At 72.1% G+C, this 15,675-nt stretch carries 15 protein-coding genes; 8 read left to right on the forward strand and 7 right to left on the reverse strand.

The genetic code is table 11. The features are described from left to right. Nucleotides 1-8: 8 nt before the first annotated feature. Complete coding sequence (locus tag AB0C33_RS32725; RefSeq protein WP_358294449.1) at nucleotides 9-617, reverse strand: TetR/AcrR family transcriptional regulator; 609 nt, start codon at nucleotides 615-617, stop codon at nucleotides 9-11. 248 nt (nucleotides 618-865) lie between these two features. Here AB0C33_RS32725 and glpX point away from each other — a divergent pair, with 248 nt between their 5' ends. Beyond that, nucleotides 866-1,900, forward strand: a complete 1,035-nt coding sequence (gene glpX / locus AB0C33_RS32730) for a class II fructose-bisphosphatase (protein WP_352325444.1) — start codon at nucleotides 866-868, stop codon at nucleotides 1,898-1,900. A gap of 6 nt (nucleotides 1,901-1,906) precedes the next feature. Here the strand turns inward: glpX and AB0C33_RS32735 are convergent, their stop codons facing one another. Continuing rightward, nucleotides 1,907-2,557, reverse strand: coding sequence for a DUF1707 domain-containing protein (locus tag AB0C33_RS32735; RefSeq protein WP_358294450.1), 651 nt, complete (start codon nucleotides 2,555-2,557; stop codon nucleotides 1,907-1,909). Between the two features lie 249 nt (nucleotides 2,558-2,806). Between AB0C33_RS32735 and AB0C33_RS32740 the strand changes: the two genes are divergently transcribed. Continuing rightward, a complete protein-coding gene (locus AB0C33_RS32740) occupies nucleotides 2,807-3,469 on the forward strand; it encodes a DUF998 domain-containing protein (RefSeq protein WP_358294451.1) in 663 nt (220 codons plus the stop codon). Here AB0C33_RS32740 and AB0C33_RS32745 read toward each other — a convergent pair. Further along, the gene (locus AB0C33_RS32745; RefSeq protein ID WP_358294452.1) at nucleotides 3,444-4,046 is read right to left on the reverse strand and encodes a TetR/AcrR family transcriptional regulator; all 603 of its coding nucleotides are present in this window, start codon (nucleotides 4,044-4,046) and stop codon (nucleotides 3,444-3,446) included. The two genes, AB0C33_RS32740 and AB0C33_RS32745, sit on opposite strands and share 26 nt — an antisense overlap. A 105-nt stretch (nucleotides 4,047-4,151) precedes the next feature. Here AB0C33_RS32745 and AB0C33_RS32750 point away from each other — a divergent pair, with 105 nt between their 5' ends. After that, entirely contained in the window at nucleotides 4,152-5,315 is a 1,164-nt protein-coding gene (locus AB0C33_RS32750) for an MFS transporter (RefSeq protein ID WP_358294453.1), read from the forward strand. A 13-nt stretch (nucleotides 5,316-5,328) separates the two neighbouring features. Here AB0C33_RS32750 and AB0C33_RS32755 read toward each other — a convergent pair whose 3' ends face one another. Together AB0C33_RS32755 and AB0C33_RS32760 are read right to left on the reverse strand one after the other, a co-directional pair. After that, nucleotides 5,329-6,267, reverse strand: a complete 939-nt coding sequence (locus AB0C33_RS32755) for a Gfo/Idh/MocA family oxidoreductase (protein WP_358294454.1) — start codon at nucleotides 6,265-6,267, stop codon at nucleotides 5,329-5,331. A gap of 25 nt (nucleotides 6,268-6,292) precedes the next feature. Beyond that, on the reverse strand, nucleotides 6,293-7,669 hold the full coding sequence (locus tag AB0C33_RS32760) for a PLP-dependent aminotransferase family protein (protein WP_358294455.1): 1,377 nt from the start codon (nucleotides 7,667-7,669) through the stop codon (nucleotides 6,293-6,295). A gap of 68 nt (nucleotides 7,670-7,737) precedes the next feature. Here AB0C33_RS32760 and AB0C33_RS32765 point away from each other — a divergent pair, with 68 nt between their 5' ends. Continuing rightward, entirely contained in the window at nucleotides 7,738-8,604 is an 867-nt protein-coding gene (locus tag AB0C33_RS32765) for a DMT family transporter (protein ID WP_358294456.1), read from the forward strand. A 31-nt stretch (nucleotides 8,605-8,635) separates the two neighbouring features. Further along, nucleotides 8,636-10,285 (forward strand): fumarate hydratase, encoded by a 1,650-nt coding sequence (locus tag AB0C33_RS32770; protein WP_358294457.1) that lies wholly within the window; start codon nucleotides 8,636-8,638, stop codon nucleotides 10,283-10,285. A 79-nt stretch (nucleotides 10,286-10,364) separates the two neighbouring features. Here AB0C33_RS32770 and AB0C33_RS32775 read toward each other — a convergent pair whose 3' ends face one another. Next, nucleotides 10,365-10,553, reverse strand: coding sequence for a DUF5999 family protein (locus AB0C33_RS32775; protein ID WP_358294619.1), 189 nt, complete (start codon nucleotides 10,551-10,553; stop codon nucleotides 10,365-10,367). Between the two features lie 463 nt (nucleotides 10,554-11,016). Beyond that, nucleotides 11,017-11,688: a CHAP domain-containing protein gene (locus AB0C33_RS32780; protein ID WP_358294458.1), complete on the reverse strand. Its 672-nt coding sequence runs from the start codon at nucleotides 11,686-11,688 to the stop codon at nucleotides 11,017-11,019. A 340-nt stretch (nucleotides 11,689-12,028) separates the two neighbouring features. On the opposite strand from AB0C33_RS32780, the gene AB0C33_RS32785 reads away from it, so the two are divergent. From AB0C33_RS32785 to AB0C33_RS32795, 3 genes are all read left to right on the forward strand, one after another. Next, complete coding sequence (locus tag AB0C33_RS32785) at nucleotides 12,029-12,637, forward strand: superoxide dismutase (protein WP_358294459.1); 609 nt, start codon at nucleotides 12,029-12,031, stop codon at nucleotides 12,635-12,637. A gap of 70 nt (nucleotides 12,638-12,707) precedes the next feature. After that, nucleotides 12,708-13,817, forward strand: coding sequence for a serine/threonine-protein kinase (locus AB0C33_RS32790; RefSeq protein WP_358294460.1), 1,110 nt, complete (start codon nucleotides 12,708-12,710; stop codon nucleotides 13,815-13,817). A 35-nt stretch (nucleotides 13,818-13,852) separates the two neighbouring features. Further along, a complete protein-coding gene (locus AB0C33_RS32795; protein ID WP_358294461.1) occupies nucleotides 13,853-15,604 on the forward strand; it encodes a protein kinase in 1,752 nt (583 codons plus the stop codon). Nucleotides 15,605-15,675: the final 71 nt, after the last annotated feature.

The following is a 15,675-nucleotide window of genomic DNA, read 5'->3' on the forward strand; positions in this document are numbered from 1 at the left end:
TGGCGAGGTTACCCGCTGGCGGGTGCGGTCGCCGAAGCGGCGGGCCTGATCTGGCCGATGATCGCCAACACGTCGTCGACCATCGCGCGGTCGCCGGAGAAGACGATCTCGCTGACGGCCGCGGCCAGGGCGCCGGTGACCACGACGACGAGCGCGGGCTCGTCCTCGAACAGGGCGGCGTTGCGCTGGGCCCACGTGCGCAGCCGGTCGCGCATGACCACCTCGAAGCCGGGGGGGCCGTCGCCGCGCAGGAACAGGGCGGCCAGCTCGCGTTCCTCCAGGCAGCCTTCGAGGTAGGCGCGGGCGGCGTCCATGAACACCCTCATGGGGTCGCCCTCGGCGGCGGCGCGGGCCGTACGGGCGGCCTGCTTGGTGCGCTGGGCCTGGCGGGCCTGCCATTCCTCCCACAACGTGAGGTAGAGGTCGGCCTTGCCGGAGAAATGGTGGTAGAGGCTGCCCACGCTGGCGTCGGCCCTGGCGACGACGTCCGTCACGCCGGCCTCGGCGAACCCCTTGGAGACGAAGACCTCCCGCGCGGCGGCCAGCAGCGAGCTCCGCGTCGCAGCCCCCCGCTCGGACGTGCGAGGCTGGGTCACCGCGTGTTCCACTTCGCTCATTCGATCTCCTCCACGGCGGGGGCGCATGTCCATGGTGGAGGCGAGATCTCCTACGCGCACGCGATATGGCGCAAAATCCGGTCTCCGTCATGCGGGGCACCCATATAGATATCCCTTTTCGCCAGTCCCTGACCATCGCGTGGCGGCCCTTGTGCAGAGAGCTGAGCCGGGCTGGGCAGATTATCCCCCTCTGACCGGGAATAGACCGGCAACTACGATCGAGAGAGTTCTCAACGAGGAGGCTCATCATGTCCGATCAGACGTCGGTACCGGCAGCGCTCGCGACGGGCGAGCACGCCCCTGACCGCAACCTGGCGATGGAGCTGGTACGCGTGACGGAGGCGGCCGCCATGGCCGCTGCCCGCTGGGTGGGCCGCGGCGACAAGAACGGCGCCGACGGCGCGGCGGTCAACGCCATGCGCCAGCTGATCAACACGGTGTCGATGAACGGCGTGGTGGTCATCGGGGAGGGCGAGAAGGACCACGCCCCGATGTTGTACAACGGCGAGCGCGTCGGCGACGGCAGCGGCCCCGACTGCGACGTGGCGGTGGACCCGATCGACGGGACCAGGCTGACGGCGCTCGGCATGCCGGACGCGGTGTCGGTGATCGCGGTGAGCGAGCGCGGCTCGATGTACGACCCGTCCGCGGTGTTCTACATGGAGAAGCTGGTCACCGGGCCGGAGGCGGCCGACGTGGTGAACATCGAGGCGTCGGTGGCCGACAACATCAACGCCGTGGCCAGGGCCAAGCACTGCTCGCCGTCCGACGTCACGGTGGTCGTGCTGGACCGGCCGCGGCACGAGAAGCTGGTCAAGGAGATCAGGGAGACGGGCGCGCGGATCAAGTTCATCGTCGACGGCGACGTGGCCGGCGCGATCATGGCGGCCCGCGCGGGCACCGGCATCGACCTGATGCTGGGCATCGGCGGCACGCCCGAGGGCATCGTGGCCGCGTGCGCGCTGAAGTGCCTGGGCGGCGTGATCCAGGGCCGGCTGTGGCCGCGCGACGACGCCGAGCGCGCCAAGGCCGTCGACGCCGGGCACGACCTCAGCCAGGTGCTCACCACGAACGACCTGGTCAGGTCGGACGACGTGTTCTTCGCCGCGACCGGCATCACCCAGGGCGAGCTGATGCAGGGCGTGCGGTTCAGGTCGGGCGCGGCGGTGACCAGCTCGCTGGTGATGCGCGGCCGGTCGGGGACCATCAGGAAGATCGAGAGCGAGCACCAGCTCTGGAAGCTGCGCGCCTACAGCGCGATCAACTTCGACACGGCCGGCTGACCCGCCTCAGCGGCGGCGTTTGCGCTTGGGCGGTTCCTTGATCTTGATGTCGCCGGCGAAGTTCGTGGTGCGCACCTCGACCACGGGCCCGCCGGGCTCGACCGGCTGCCTGGTCAGGCGGACGGTCTCGCCCTTGGCGACCCTGATCACCTCAAGGTCCTCCGGCACGTGGATCTCCAGGCCGCCGAAGACCAGGGTGGCGTTGATGACGATCCGGCTGTTCTGCAGGATCGCGTCGCGGAAGTCCAGCTTGGTCGTGCCGAACATGGCCGTGACGTCGAGCTCGGCGGGCACCACCCAGCGCCCGCCGCGCTGCTCCTTCTTGAAGATGGCCGACACCGGCCGGCCGTCGAGGTTCAGCGGCTGCTCCTCGGCCGGGAGCAGGTCGGCGGTGAGCCCGGCGAGGTCGCCGAGCGTGCGCGCGGAGTAGACGACGCCGAGCCGCTCCTCCAGCTCGACGAGGTCGAGCCGGCCGTCGGCGTGGGCGTCCTGGAGCACCTGCGCGATGCGTTCTCGGTCGGCGTCGGAGGCGCGCAGCTCGTGCGGCTGCGGCAGGCCGGGCGCGGCCGGTGCGCGCCGGGACGTCACGAACTCCTCAGCAAGCCGCTCTCCGACTTCCTGCAGCTTCGGCAACCACGATCCCGCGCGTTCGTTCACACTTCTGACGATATCCGGCGGCCCGGGTATTCGCTCGCCCAAGAGCGGACCAACAGGGCGCACATCGGCGAATCCGCCCGAGCAACGCGCCGATCTCCCGACCTGGCTCTCCGTTCGCCTCGGCGTGCCGGTGGCGGTGCGCCGGAATCGTCCGGCCGGCGTGCCGATGGCCGTACGCCGGAATCGTCCGGCGTTTCCCGCCGTTGATCCACGCGACAGGCTTCTGACCGCTGATCCCGGGAGGCGGGCGTGCACCAACCGGCGCGATGGGGGCTCGGTGCGGCGGGGGTGGGCATCGCCGTGATCGCGGGCCTGGATCTGACCAGCCTCGACGAGACGAACCCGTTCAGGCGCACGATCAGCGAGCACGGCCTCGGGCCCGAAGGGTGGATCTTCGGGCTCGCCGTGGGGCTGCTCGCGGCCGGGTCGGCGGCCATCGGCGTCTCGCTGGCGCGCAAGCGGCTGGCCGGGGCGGTCGGCACGGTCGCGCTCATGGCCTGGAGCGTGGGGCTGCTGCTGACGGCGTCGTTCCAGAAGCACGACTGGGCGGTCGGGCCGAGCACGAGCGGCAGCATCCACCGGGTCGGCAGTTTCGTGGCCTTCCTCAGCCTGCCGCTCGCCGCGCTGGTCATCGCCCGGCCCTGGCGGCAGCGGGAGCGCCGCAGGTCGGCGATGGTGGCGTTCGGGCTGGGGGTGTGCTCGGCGCTGTGGGTCGTGGGCATCGGCGCGGCGGTGCTGATCGGCGCCCGCCACGGGCTGCCGTGGTACCGCGTCCTGCCCCTCGGCCTGGTCGAACGGGGGCTGGCGGTGACCGAGGTGGCCGCGTTGCTGGCCCTCGGGGTGTGGGCGGCCGGACGACTGGCGGAGGCCGAGCCCGTGCGGGCGGTCAGGCGGGCCGTAGAGCGGCGATGAGGTCCTCCACGTAACCGCGGAAGACGGCCGCCATGTCCACCTGGCCGGGGTCGATCAGCCACTGGGTCTGCAGGCCGTCCATCATCGCGATCAGGCGGTCGGCGTGGGCCTCGGCGTCGAGGCCGGCCCGGAACTCGCCGCGCTCGACGCCGGCGTGCAGCGCGGCGGCCACATCGGCGCGCAGCCGCCGGTAGCGCCCCCTGGCCCACTCGTGGCCGGGGTGGCCGGGGGTCACCGCCTCGCCGCTGATCACCGAGAAGAGCTGGACGAGGCCCGGCACCCGCGCGTTGTGGTCGACGACGTCGGCCAGGGCGCGCAGCGCGGCGGCGCCGCCGTCGTGGCCGTCGTGCCCTGGCCCGAACCTGCGCCGGTCGAGCTCGTCGCGGTAGTCGAGCACCGCGACGAGCAGACGCTCTTTGCTCCTGAAGTGGTGGAGCAGCCCGGCCTGGGAGAGCTCGACCCGCTCGGCGATGCGGGCCAGCGAGGCGCCCCGGTAGCCGTGCTCGGCGAACTCCAGCAGCGCGACCGCAAGGATGCGCTCCTTGCGCGCCTCGCCGGTCGCGTAGCCCCGTCTCACCCAGGCACCCTATCCGCCGCCGGATCCGACCCTGGCGTACGGCCCTGAGCAGCCGCTAACCTGACTCCGCCTCACGTTTGATTCCCCCCCGATCAGGAGGCCGTCGTGCCGTCCCCGCGTGATCGCCAGGCCCGTACCGCCACGTACGTCGTGTACGGCGTGCAGGGCCTCTCCTTCGCCACCCTGCTCGTCCAGGTGGCCAGCCTCCAGACCGAGCTGGAGCTCACCGACGGGGCGCTCACGCTCCTGCTGCTGATCGTGCCCGTCTTCGCCGGCGTGGGCAGCGTCGGCGCGGGCACGTTCGCCGCCCGGTACGGCAGCAAGCTGCTCCTGCGGGTCGCGCAGCCCGCGGTGGCGCTCGCCGTGGTGCTCACCGGCCTCGCGCCCTCGGTGCCGCTGGCCGTGCCCGCGCTGCTGCTGTTCGGCCTGGCGGTCGGCGCGGTGGACGCGGGCATGAACATGCAGGGCGTGGCCGTCGAACGCCGGTACGGCACCGCCGTGCTGAACGGCTTCCACAGCGTGTGGAGCGTCCTCAGCCTGGCGGGCGCCCTGTGGGCGGTGTTCGCGGCCGGCCGGGTCTCGCTGGCGGTCACGATGGCGATCCCCATGGTCCTGGCGGTGGCCGGGTCGATCTACGCCGGACCGAAGCTGTGCACGATCGCCGAGGAGAAGGTGGAGAACGTCGTCGAGGCCGCGACCGGCAAGTTCCCCTGGCGGCCGATCATCCCGCTCTGCCTGGCGATGGGCTTCCTGTACATCGGCGACGCGGCGGTGTCGAACTTCGCGACCGTCTTCATGGGCAAGGCCCTGCTGGCCCAGGACAGCGTGGCGAAGCTGGCCTACAGCGTCTACCAGGGCGCGACGCTGGCCGTGCGGCTCGCCGGCGACGTCGCGGTCCGCCGCTACGGCCCGGCCGCCATCGTCCGGCTCGGCGGCGCGCTGGCCACGCTGGGCTTCCTCGGCGTCGTGGTGGCCCCGAACCAGCCTCTGGCGATCGTCGCGTTCGGGCTGACCGGGCTGGGGTTGTCGGTGGTCGCGCCGCAGTCGTTCTCGGCGGCGGGCAAGCTGGACCCGGCGGGCACCGGGGTGGCCATCGCCCGGGTGAACCTCTTCAACTACGTGGGCTTCATCGTGGGAGCCGCGCTGATCGGCGGCATCGCCGACGCCACGGACTGGCGGGTGGCGTTCGTCGCGCCGCTGCTGCTGGCCGGCGTGATCATCGCGCTCGCGCCGGGCTTCGCGCCCCGGCGGGCCGCCGCGCAGGCGTGATCCGCAAGCCTCCTCAGCCGCGCACCTCGGCCACCTGGACGGGACGCGACTCGCGCAGCGACAGGTCGGCGGCCTCGGCGACGTACAGGGCGGCCAGGGCGTCCTCGACCGAGCACAGGCCCTCGCCGCCGCGCAGGAAGGCGTCGATCTCGGCCGCGTAGGCGGGGCCGAACCTGGCGACGAAGTCGGGCCAGGGCGGGCCGGGCGGCTGCAGGCCCTCGGCGCTGCGCAGCGGCGCGCGCGGCCCGAGCCCGGCCACCTGGGTGCCGTTCGTGCCGGCCAGCTCCATGCGCACGTCGTAGCCGGCGCCGTTGTAGCGGGAGCCCTGGAGGGTGGCCAGCGTGCCGTCGTCGAGGGTGAGCAGCGCGGCGCTGTTGTCCACGTCGCCGGCCTCCTTGAAGAACGCCGCCCCCCGGTTCGCGCCGGCGGCGTGGACGGAGACGACCTCGCGCCCGGTCACCCAGCGCAGGACGTCGAAGTCGTGAACGTGGCAGTCGCGGAAGAGGCCGCCGGACAGCGGGACGTACCCGGCGGGCGGCGGCGCGGGATCGGCCGTGACCAGGTGGACGCGGTGCAGCTCGCCCAGCTCGCCGGCCCGCAGCGCGGCGCGGGCGGCCTGGTAGCCGGGGTCGAACCTGCGCTGGAACCCGATGCACACCCGCCGGCCCGCGCTCGCCTCCAGCACCTTGACCGTCTCGGCGACCGTGCCCGCCACCGGCTTCTCGCACAGGACGGGGACGCCCCGCTCGCACGCCCTGATCAGCAGCTCGGCGTGCGTGCTCGTCGGCGTGGCGATGACCACGGCGTCGGCCTCGAACGGGTCCCCCGGCCTGCCGTACGGCGAGGTCCTGACCGGGTCGGCCACGATCAGCTCGTCGACCAGGGGGTGCGCGGCCAGGTTCGCCGCGTGGAACGCGCCGATCCGGCCCAGGCCCAGCAGTCCCACCCGCATGCCGCCTCCAATGCCGCTTTCCGCCTCAGTCCTTGATATGTCCGGACATGCGGACTTTTAAGCCTTGTACGGCCTCCGCCGCCTGATGCACCGGCAGCCGGGCGAACCCGACCACGACCGCCGGCGGGCCGGGCGAGAACCGCATCGGCGCGACCGGCTCGGCGGCCAGGCCGACCTCCTCGGCCGCGCGGACGACCCGCAGCTCGTCCCAGCCGTCCGGCAGGTCGAGGTAGACGTGCAGCCCGGCCTGGATGCCCCGGACGCGGATCTCCGGCAGCTCCTCGGCCAACGACCTGACCAGGGCGTCCCGGCGGCGGCGGTACTCCCTGCGCATGCGCCGCAGGTGTTTGTCGTAGCCGCCGGTGCGCAGGAAGTGGGCCAGCGCGTACTGCTCGATGACCGGGGAGCCCAGGTCGAGCTCGCTCCGGGCGCGGCGGATCGCCTCGGCCAGGTGGGCGGGGGCGGCGACCCAGCCGAGCCGCAGGCCGGGCGCGAGCGACTTGCTGACGCTGCCGGTCAGGATCACCCGGTCGGGGGCCAGCCCCTGGAGGCAGCCGACCGGGTCTCGGTCGTAGCGGAACTCGGCGTCGTAGTCGTCCTCCAGGACCGTGCGGTCGCCCGCGCAGGCCCATTCCATGAGCGCGGCCCGCCTGGCCGGGGAGAGAACGACGCCCGTCGGGTACTGGTGTGCGGGCGTGACCAGCGCCGCGTCGCCCTCCATGGCGCCGGTGACCAGGCCCTCGCAGCCCACGGGCACCGGCACCAGGCGGGCCCCGGCCCGTTCCAGCAGCGGGACCTGGCGGCGGCTGGTGGGGTCCTCGACGATCAGGCGCAGGCCGCCGCGCCGGGCCAGGACGTGCAGCGCCAGGCTCAGCCCCTGCGCCACGCCGCCCACGACGACCAGATCGTCGGGATGGACGTCGGCCGCCCTGACCCGCCGCAGGTAACCGGCCAGCTCCTCGCGCAGCTCCGGCACGCCCCCGGGGTCGCCGTAGTCGAGCGCGTCGGACGGCACGGTGGCCAGCACGTGCCGGACGGCCGCCGACCACCGCTCCCGGGGAAAGTGCCCCAGGTCGGGGGACGTGGCCCGGTGCCCCTGGTACGGCCCGCAGGCGCCGCCGTCGGCCACCGGCCACGGACGGACGGACCGGACGGCGCCCAGCGGGGCCACCTCGGTCCCGGCCCCCACCCGCGAGACCAGGAACCCCTCGGCCACCAGCTGCTCGTACGCCTCCACCACCACGCCCCTGGAGACCTGGAGGTCGGCGGCGAGGTCGCGGGTGGCGGGCAGGCGGGTGCCGGGCACGAGCCGCCCGAGGCGCACACCCTCGCGCAGCTCGGCCGCGATCTGCCCAGCGATCCCTCCCGCATCCCGATTGATCTGGATGTGCAGGTCGGCCATATTGGTCCTGTCATATAGCGGCCTATTGGACTGTTTGCCCGAACCATTGTCTCCCTACGATCCTGCACATGAGAAACGGAATCGCCGGAGCCGCCACCGCCATGTTCCTGGTGGGCACCCTGGCCGGAGTGTCCGGCCTGATCGGCTCCTATCCCGTGTACGGCGGCCAGGCCGTGCGCTACCTCGCCGCCGCGGTCATCCTGCTGGTCGTCACCAGGGCGCTCGGCCTGCGGTTCGTCCGGCTGACCGGGCGCGAGGCCCTGTACCTGGGCGGGCTCACCCTGCTCGGGCTGGTGGTCTTCAACGTCTGCGTCGTCGAGTCCACCCGGGCCTCGGGGCCGGCGCTGGTGGGCACCGTCCTCGGCACCGTGCCGCTGGCGCTGGCGCTGGCCGGCGGGCGTCCGGCGCCGCGCCTGCTGGTGGGGGCGTCGGTGGTGGTGGCCGGCGCGACGCTGGCGACCGGCCTGGGCAGCGGGAACCCGACCGGCCTGCTGTGGGCGCTCGGGGCACTGGTGGGCGAGGTGAGCTTCTCCATGCTGGCCATCCCCCTGCTGCCGAAGCTGGGGGCGATCCGGGTGTCGGCGTACTCGACGGCGCTGGCCGTGCCCATGCTGGCCGTGGTCGGCCTGGTCCAGGAGGGCTCCGCCATGTTCAGGACGCCGACCGCGGCCGAGACGCTGGGCTTCGTGTACCTGGCGGTCGTGGTCACGGTCGTGGCCTTCTTCCTCTGGTACACCTCGCTGCCCAGGCTCGGCCCCGGGACGGCCGGGCTGTTCGCCGGGCTCATCCCGGTCGGCGCGATCGTGACGGGGCTCGCGCTCGGCATCGCGACACCGAGCGTCTACGACCTGGCGGGGGCCGGTCTGGTGATCGTCGGCATCCTGGTGGGGCTCACCGCGCGGCGCTCGCCGGAGCCCGTGCCGGCCCCGGGATGACCACCTGACGGGGGGCGTACCCTCTATGGACATGGACTTCGACTACACCGATCTGCTTCCCCTGGGCGCCGATGAGACCGAGTACCGGCTGATCACGTCGGAGGGGGTGCGGAAGGTCGAAGCGGCCGGGCGTACGTTCCTGGAGGTCGACCCCGAGGCCCTGCGGCTGCTCACCGAGACCGCGGTCCACGACATCTCCCACTTCCTGCGCACGTCGCACCTGGCGCAGCTGCGCAAGATCGTCGACGACCCCGAGTCCAGCGGGAACGACCGGTTCGTCGCCCTCGACCTGCTGAAGAACGCCTCGATCTCGGCCGGCGGCGTGCTGCCGATGTGCCAGGACACCGGCACCGCCATCGTCATGGGCAAGCGCGGCCGCCACGTGCTGACCGACGGCCGCGACGCCGAGCACGTCTCGAAGGGCGTGTACGACGCCTACACCAAGCTCAACCTGCGCTACTCCCAGATGGCCCCGCTGACCATGTGGGAGGAGAAGAACACCGGCAACAACCTGCCCGCCCAGATCGAGCTCTACGCCGAGGACCCCCACGGCCACGCCGACGAGTACAAGCTGCTGTTCATGGCCAAGGGCGGCGGCTCGGCCAACAAGTCGTTCCTCTACCAGGAGACCAAGGCGGTGCTCAACGAGAAGCGCATGCTGGCCTTCCTGGAGGAGAAGATCCGCTCGCTGGGCACCGCGGCCTGCCCGCCGTACCACCTGGCCGTGGTGGTGGGCGGCACCTCCGCCGAGTTCGCGCTCAAGACCGCCAAGTACGCCAGCGCCCGCTACCTCGACTCCATCCCCACCGAGGGCTCGCCCTCCGGGCACGGCTTCCGCGACCTGGAGCTGGAGGCCAAGGTCTTCGAGCTGACGCAGAAGCTCGGCATCGGCGCCCAGTTCGGCGGCAAGTACTTCTGCCACGACGTGCGGGTGATCCGCCTGCCCCGGCACGGCGCGTCCTGCCCGGTGGCCATCGCGGTGTCGTGCTCGGCCGACCGCCAGGCGCTGGCCAAGATCACGGCCGAGGGCGTGTTCCTGGAGAAGCTGGAGACCGACCCGGCCCGCTTCCTGCCGGAGACCACCGACGAGCACCTGTCCGACGACGTCGTCCGCATCGACCTCAACCGGCCGATGCCGGAGATCCTGGCCGAGCTGACGAAGTACCCCGTCAAGACGCGGCTCTCCCTCACCGGCCCGCTCGTCGTCGCCCGCGACATCGCGCACGCCAAGATCGCCGAGCTGCTCGACGACGGCGGCGAGATGCCGCAGTACCTCAAGGACCACGCGGTCTACTACGCCGGCCCGGCCAAGACCCCCGAGGGTTACGCCTCCGGCTCGTTCGGCCCCACCACGGCCGGCCGCATGGACTCCTACGTCGAGCGCTTCCAGGCGGCGGGCGGCTCGATGGTCATGCTGGCCAAGGGCAACAGGTCCCGGCAGGTCACCGAGGCGTGCCAGAAGTTCGGCGGCTTCTACCTGGGCTCCATCGGCGGCCCGGCGGCCCGGCTGGCCCAGGACTGCATCAGGAAGGTGGAGGTGCTCGAATACCCCGAGCTGGGCATGGAGGCGGTGTGGAAGATCGAGGTCGAGGACTTCCCCGCCTTCATCGTCGTCGACGACAAGGGTGAGGACTTCTTCACCGACCGCACCGGGCCGGTGCTGAGCATCGGGCGCAGGTAGGGCCCGAGCGCGTCGAAGGGTGCCGGGCGGCGGTCGAAGCCCCTCGGCACCGGACGACGGGGGGTTGCCCCCGGGCGTCTCAGGCCGCGACGGCGGCTCGGTGGGGGGCGACGACGCTGCCGTCGGGCAGGAGCAGACCCGTGTCCTCGAACAGCACCACGCCGTTGCAGAGGAGGCTCCAGCCCTGGTCGGGGTGGGCCGAGATCACGTGCGAACGCTCACGGTCGGGCGAGTCCGCACTGGGGCATACGGGAAAGTGACTGCACATCATCGCGCACCTCTCAGATGGCGCTCCTGCTTCCTGATGTTCAAAAGGGCAACTGTCGCCCCGACGGCGTGCGAAGGTCCAGGGTGGCGCCGACCGGCTTCCTCGGCCGGCGGCGAACCTGTGTCTGGCGCATCTCCATCACGTCCTTCAACTTCTGTCGTCAGTGGTGGAACGTCGGCGTCCTACCCAGTCTCAGGGCCGGCACCGACAGTTTCAGCTGCTCGCGGGTTCTCGCCTGGTCTCATGTCCTAACCATGCCCCCGTCCCCTTTCGGCACCCTTACATCTTGCTGACGGCGTGCCGTGGTTCCTGTCAATCAGCCTGCCGTACGCGGGAAAGTGCCCTACTAGGCATCATGCACATTTATCGGGGGGAGGGGTGTGCCGAACGTCACAGTCGCTCTGACGTGCGGTAATACAACAAAGCGCGCATCCCGGGCAGGAATGCGCGCTGTGTCGATGTGTCAGGCGGCGTAGGACGGGTAACCGTAGCCGACGACCTGCGAGGTCGGCCGGACGCGCTCCTCGACCTTGCCGTTGCCGGTGTTGCCCTCGATCGTGGAGATCGTGCCGTCGCCGTTGTCCTTGACGACGAAGCCGACGTGCTGGATGTCGCTCAGGCTCTTGCTGCCGCTCCAGGAGAAGAAGACAACGGCGCCCGGCCTGGCCTCGGTGCCCCAGCGGTCGTTGGCGGCGAACCACTTGGCGTGGGTCACGGTGTAGGCGTCCCAGCCGACCTGCGGACGGGCGCCGGTCTGCTCGCCGACCCAGGAGACGAACATCGAGCACCAGGCGGCGTTCAGGTAGTCCTGGCGGCTGCCGCCGTCGCGGGCGACGGTCTCGGCGGCGCGCTGCGAGTCGGCGTACCACTTCTGGAACTTGGTGCCGCCGCCGTTGGCGTCCTCGGAGGTGCCGACCTGGGCGCGGGCGGTGGCCAGCACCTGGGCGGCGGTGACGTTCACCCGGCCCTGGGCCGAACCCTGCGCGGCCGACTGCTGCGCCGCGGTCTGGGCGTCGGTCCGGCCCGCGGTCGCGGCGCTGACGGCGGCAGTGGCGCCCAGGGCGCTCGCGGCGATGGTCGCGCCGAGAGCGAGCTTGGCGATATGGGACGTGGTCATCATGGCGTGCTTGGCCATCGGGGGGTGCTCCTTTGCTCACCGTCCGCGCATGAGGCACGGCGGGTCACAGGTGTGAATCCTGCGATGGGTGATGACGACAGATCTGCGGGGGCGCCTCGACACGGCTGCCCTGCCGTCGCGTACAAACAGGTACAACAGCGCCCTGACCTGGGTAATTCCCACCCCAAGAAATCCCCACAGGACGCCTGTGCGCGGACGGCTCATGCCGTCCGCGCACAAACTGGACCCAACTGACTCTCGCCACGATGCCAAGGCGAGACCTAGGTCGCAAGTCTGATGCACTTGCGAACTACTTGCAATAGTGTCCTCCAGAGATCTACTTCGAGAGGACGGACCCGTGGGGGACTACACCCTTCCCGACATGCCGTACGACTACGGCGCGCTGGAGCCCGCCATCACCGGCGAGATCCTGGAGCTGCACCACGCCAAGCACCACGCGGCCTACGTCAAGGGCGCCAACGACACGCTCGACCGCCTGGCCGAGGCCCGCGACGGGGGCGACTTCACCGGCCTGGTGGGCCTGGAGAAGACCTTCGCCTTCAACCTGTCCGGCCACGTCCTGCACTCGATCTTCTGGGAGAACCTCTCCCCTGACGGCGGCGACCGCCCCGACGGCGCGCTCAGGGCCGCCATCGACGAGCATTTCGGCACGTTCGAGGCGTTCCAGAAGCAGCTCACCACCGCCACGGCGTCGGTCCAGGGCTCCGGCTGGGGCGTGCTGGCCTGGGAGCCGCTGAGCCGCCGGCTGGTGGTCGAGCAGATCTACGACCACCACGGCAACGTCGGAATGAACACCACGCCGCTTCTCGTGTTCGACGCGTGGGAGCACGCTTACTATCTGCAGTACCGCAACGTGCGTCCGGACTACGTCGAGAAACTGTGGGGCCTCGTCAACTGGGCAGATGTGGCCCGGAGGTTCGCTGACGTAACGAGTCAGGCGGGTTGACTTAAGTTCGCAACAATTTATCGGCCCCGCCTCTACTGGTCGGTTTACACAAATAGGTAAGCTGCCTGGCATGCGTGCGCCCTCCGGTTACCTTCTCGCCGCGCGCTATCGGCTTGTGGAGCCGGTTGGTCGCGGCGGCATGGGCACCGTTTGGCGGGCGCATGACGAGTTGCTCGACCGCGACGTGGCGGTGAAGGAAGTACGGCTGCCCACCGTCCTCGACGAGGAGCTGCGCGCGGAGTTGTGCGCCCGCACCGAGCGCGAGGGCAGGGCGACCGCGATGGTGGCCCATCCGTCGGTCATCACCGTCTTCGACGTCGTGACCGAGGACGACCGTCCCTGGATCGTGATGGAGCTGCTCCGGGCCAAGTCCCTGGAGCAGCTCATCCAGGAGCACGGACCGCTCCATCCGCGCCGGGCCGCCGAGATCGGCCGGCAGATCCTCGGCGCGCTGCGGGCCGTCCACGCCAAGGGCATCCTCCACCGCGACGTGAAGCCCAGCAACGTCCTGGTGACCGAGGACCGCGCCGTGCTCACCGACTTCGGCCTGGCCGCGCTCGAAGGCGACGTCTCCATCACCCAGGCCGGCATCGTGCTCGGCTCGGCCGGTTACATCGCCCCCGAACGGGTTCTCGGCTCCAAGGCCAGCCCCGCGGGCGATCTGTGGTCGCTCGGCGCGACCCTCTACACCGCCGTCGAGGGCCGCGGGCTGCACGGCCGCCGTACGGCCGCCGCCGCGCTGGCCGCGCTGACCAGCGGCGAGCCGATCCCGATGAGCAAGGCGGGCCCGCTGGCGCCCGTGCTCGACGCGCTGCTCAGGATCGATCCACAGACCCGGCTCGACTCCGTGCGGGCCTCGCTCATGCTGGCCCGGGTGGCCGCGGGCGGCTCGGCGGAGGAGCCGCTGGCCCCGCGCCGGCCCGTACGTCCGGTTCCCGTGGTGACCTCACCCTCTTTCGCGCGCAGGCCCGCGCACCGCGGGCTGCACAGGGCGGAGGCCACCGCCGCCGCGCTGTCGGTCCCGCCGCCGCGCCAGGAGCGCAGGCCGGGTGAGGGCGTCCACCGCAAGCGGGTCGAACCACGTCCAAGTCCGTCCACTTATGTCCGTTTCAAGGCTGCGGTGATAAAGTTGTTCCTTCCTCGGCGGTTCTGGCCAAGAGAACTTCGCAAGCGAGGGTAAAGCACTTCCCAAGCGAGAATCGATATCTTCTTCTCATGCCGGAACAGCAGACACGCCTGCTCGCGGAGCGCTACGAGCTCATCGCCCCGCTCGGCCGGGGCACGATGGGGACCGTGTGGCGCGCCCGCGACCGCGCGCTCGGGCGCGAGGTGGCGGTCAAAGAGATCCGCCAGGACCAGGGGCTCACCGAGGACCAGCGGGCCGAGCTACGCGAGCGCATGGTCCGTGAGGGCCGCATCGCCTCGCGGATCAACCACCCGTCCGTCGCCGCCATCCACGACGTGCTCATCCAGGACGACAGCCCCTGGATCATCATGGAGCTCATCGAGGCGCGCTCCCTGGAGCAGGTGATCGAGGAGGAGGGTCCGCTGCCGCCGCGGCTCGTGGCCGAGATCGGCGTCGACCTGCTCGGCGCGCTGCGCGCCGCGCACTCCCAGGGCATCACGCACCGCGACGTCAAGCCGGGCAACGTGCTCATCACCGAGAGCGGCCGGGTGGTCCTGACGGACTTCGGCATCGCCAAGGCCGAGGGCGACTCGCGGCTCACCAAGACGGGCATGGTGATCGGCTCGCCCGGTTACACGGCCCCGGAACGCGCCAGGGGCGAGTACACCGGGCCCGAGTCCGACATCTGGTCGCTGGGCGCGACGCTGTACTTCGCGGTCGAGGGGCGGCCGGCGTACGAGCGGGCCACGATCGCCGAGACGCTGGCGGCGCTGCTCAGCGAGAGCGCCGACCCGCCCACGCAGGCCGGTCGGCTGCGGCCGGTGCTGAACGGGCTGCTCAACAAGGACTACCGGCAGCGGCTCAGCGCCGCCAAGGCGGAGACCCTCATGCGGATGGTCGCCGACACGCCCACGAGCGAGATGCCGGCGCTCACGGCGGAAGCCCTGATGGCCCAGGAGGCCGCGTTGCCCGACCCCTTCACCGACTCCGGCCCACGGCGTCCCGCCGGCCCTCAGGGGCGCCCTTCAGGGGCTCAGGAGGCGTACGGGGCGGGCGCGCCGCCCGTCTCGGGCCCGCAGCCGACGCGTCCCGCCGGGGGGCGGCCTTCAGGGCCGCAGGGGGCGGGGCCCGTGCCGTCCGGCGCGCAGGGGTCCGGCGCGGCCGGAGGGCGTGCGGCGGCGCCGCAGGGCCCTTCAGGACCGCAGGAGCCCGCCCGGAGCCCGCTGGGGGCGCCGACGATGCCCCAGAGCACCGCACCCGGCCGGCCGCCGCAGGCCGCGCGCCCGGCGCAGCCGCCGCAGACGGGTGACGCCGGCGACGAGGGCGGCTTCGACCCCGACCGGACCGTCAGCGTCATGCGTCCCAAGGGGCCGTTCCCGCCGGGGCCCGAGCAGGGCGGCGACCGTCCGCCGCAGCGCCCCGACGACGAGGGGACCGTCACGACCAGGCACATCGCCACGCCGCGGAGCGGCTCCCCCGGCCAGCAGGTCTACCCGCCGGCGCAGCAACCGCCGCACGCCGCGCGGCAGCAGGGCCCGGGACAGCAGGGCCCGGGACAGCAGGGTCCTGGGCAGCAGGGTCCTGGGCAGCAGGGTCCGGGGGGCCCGCAGCAGGGCGGCTCGATGCCGGGCGGGTCCGGGCAGAGCCGGCCCGGGCAGCCGGTGCCGCCCGCCGCCGGCCCGCACCAGGGCCAGGGCCTCGGGACCGACCTGTTCGCCATCGCAGGGCCGCCCGAGAAGCCGCAGGCGGGCAACCGCAACGGCATGCTCGTGCTGATGGCCGTGGCGGCGGCCGCCGCGGTCGTGATCGCCGTCCTCATCGTGGCGCTCATCTCCAGCTGAGCGAGCTCGTCTTCGGTACGACGGCCCGTCCCCGCCCGGGGCGGGCCGGCCCCGGACTGATCGCCCGGCCG

This window comes from Nonomuraea sp. NPDC048881, from assembly GCF_040649795.1.
Lineage (GTDB): Bacteria > Actinomycetota > Actinomycetes > Streptosporangiales > Streptosporangiaceae > Nonomuraea.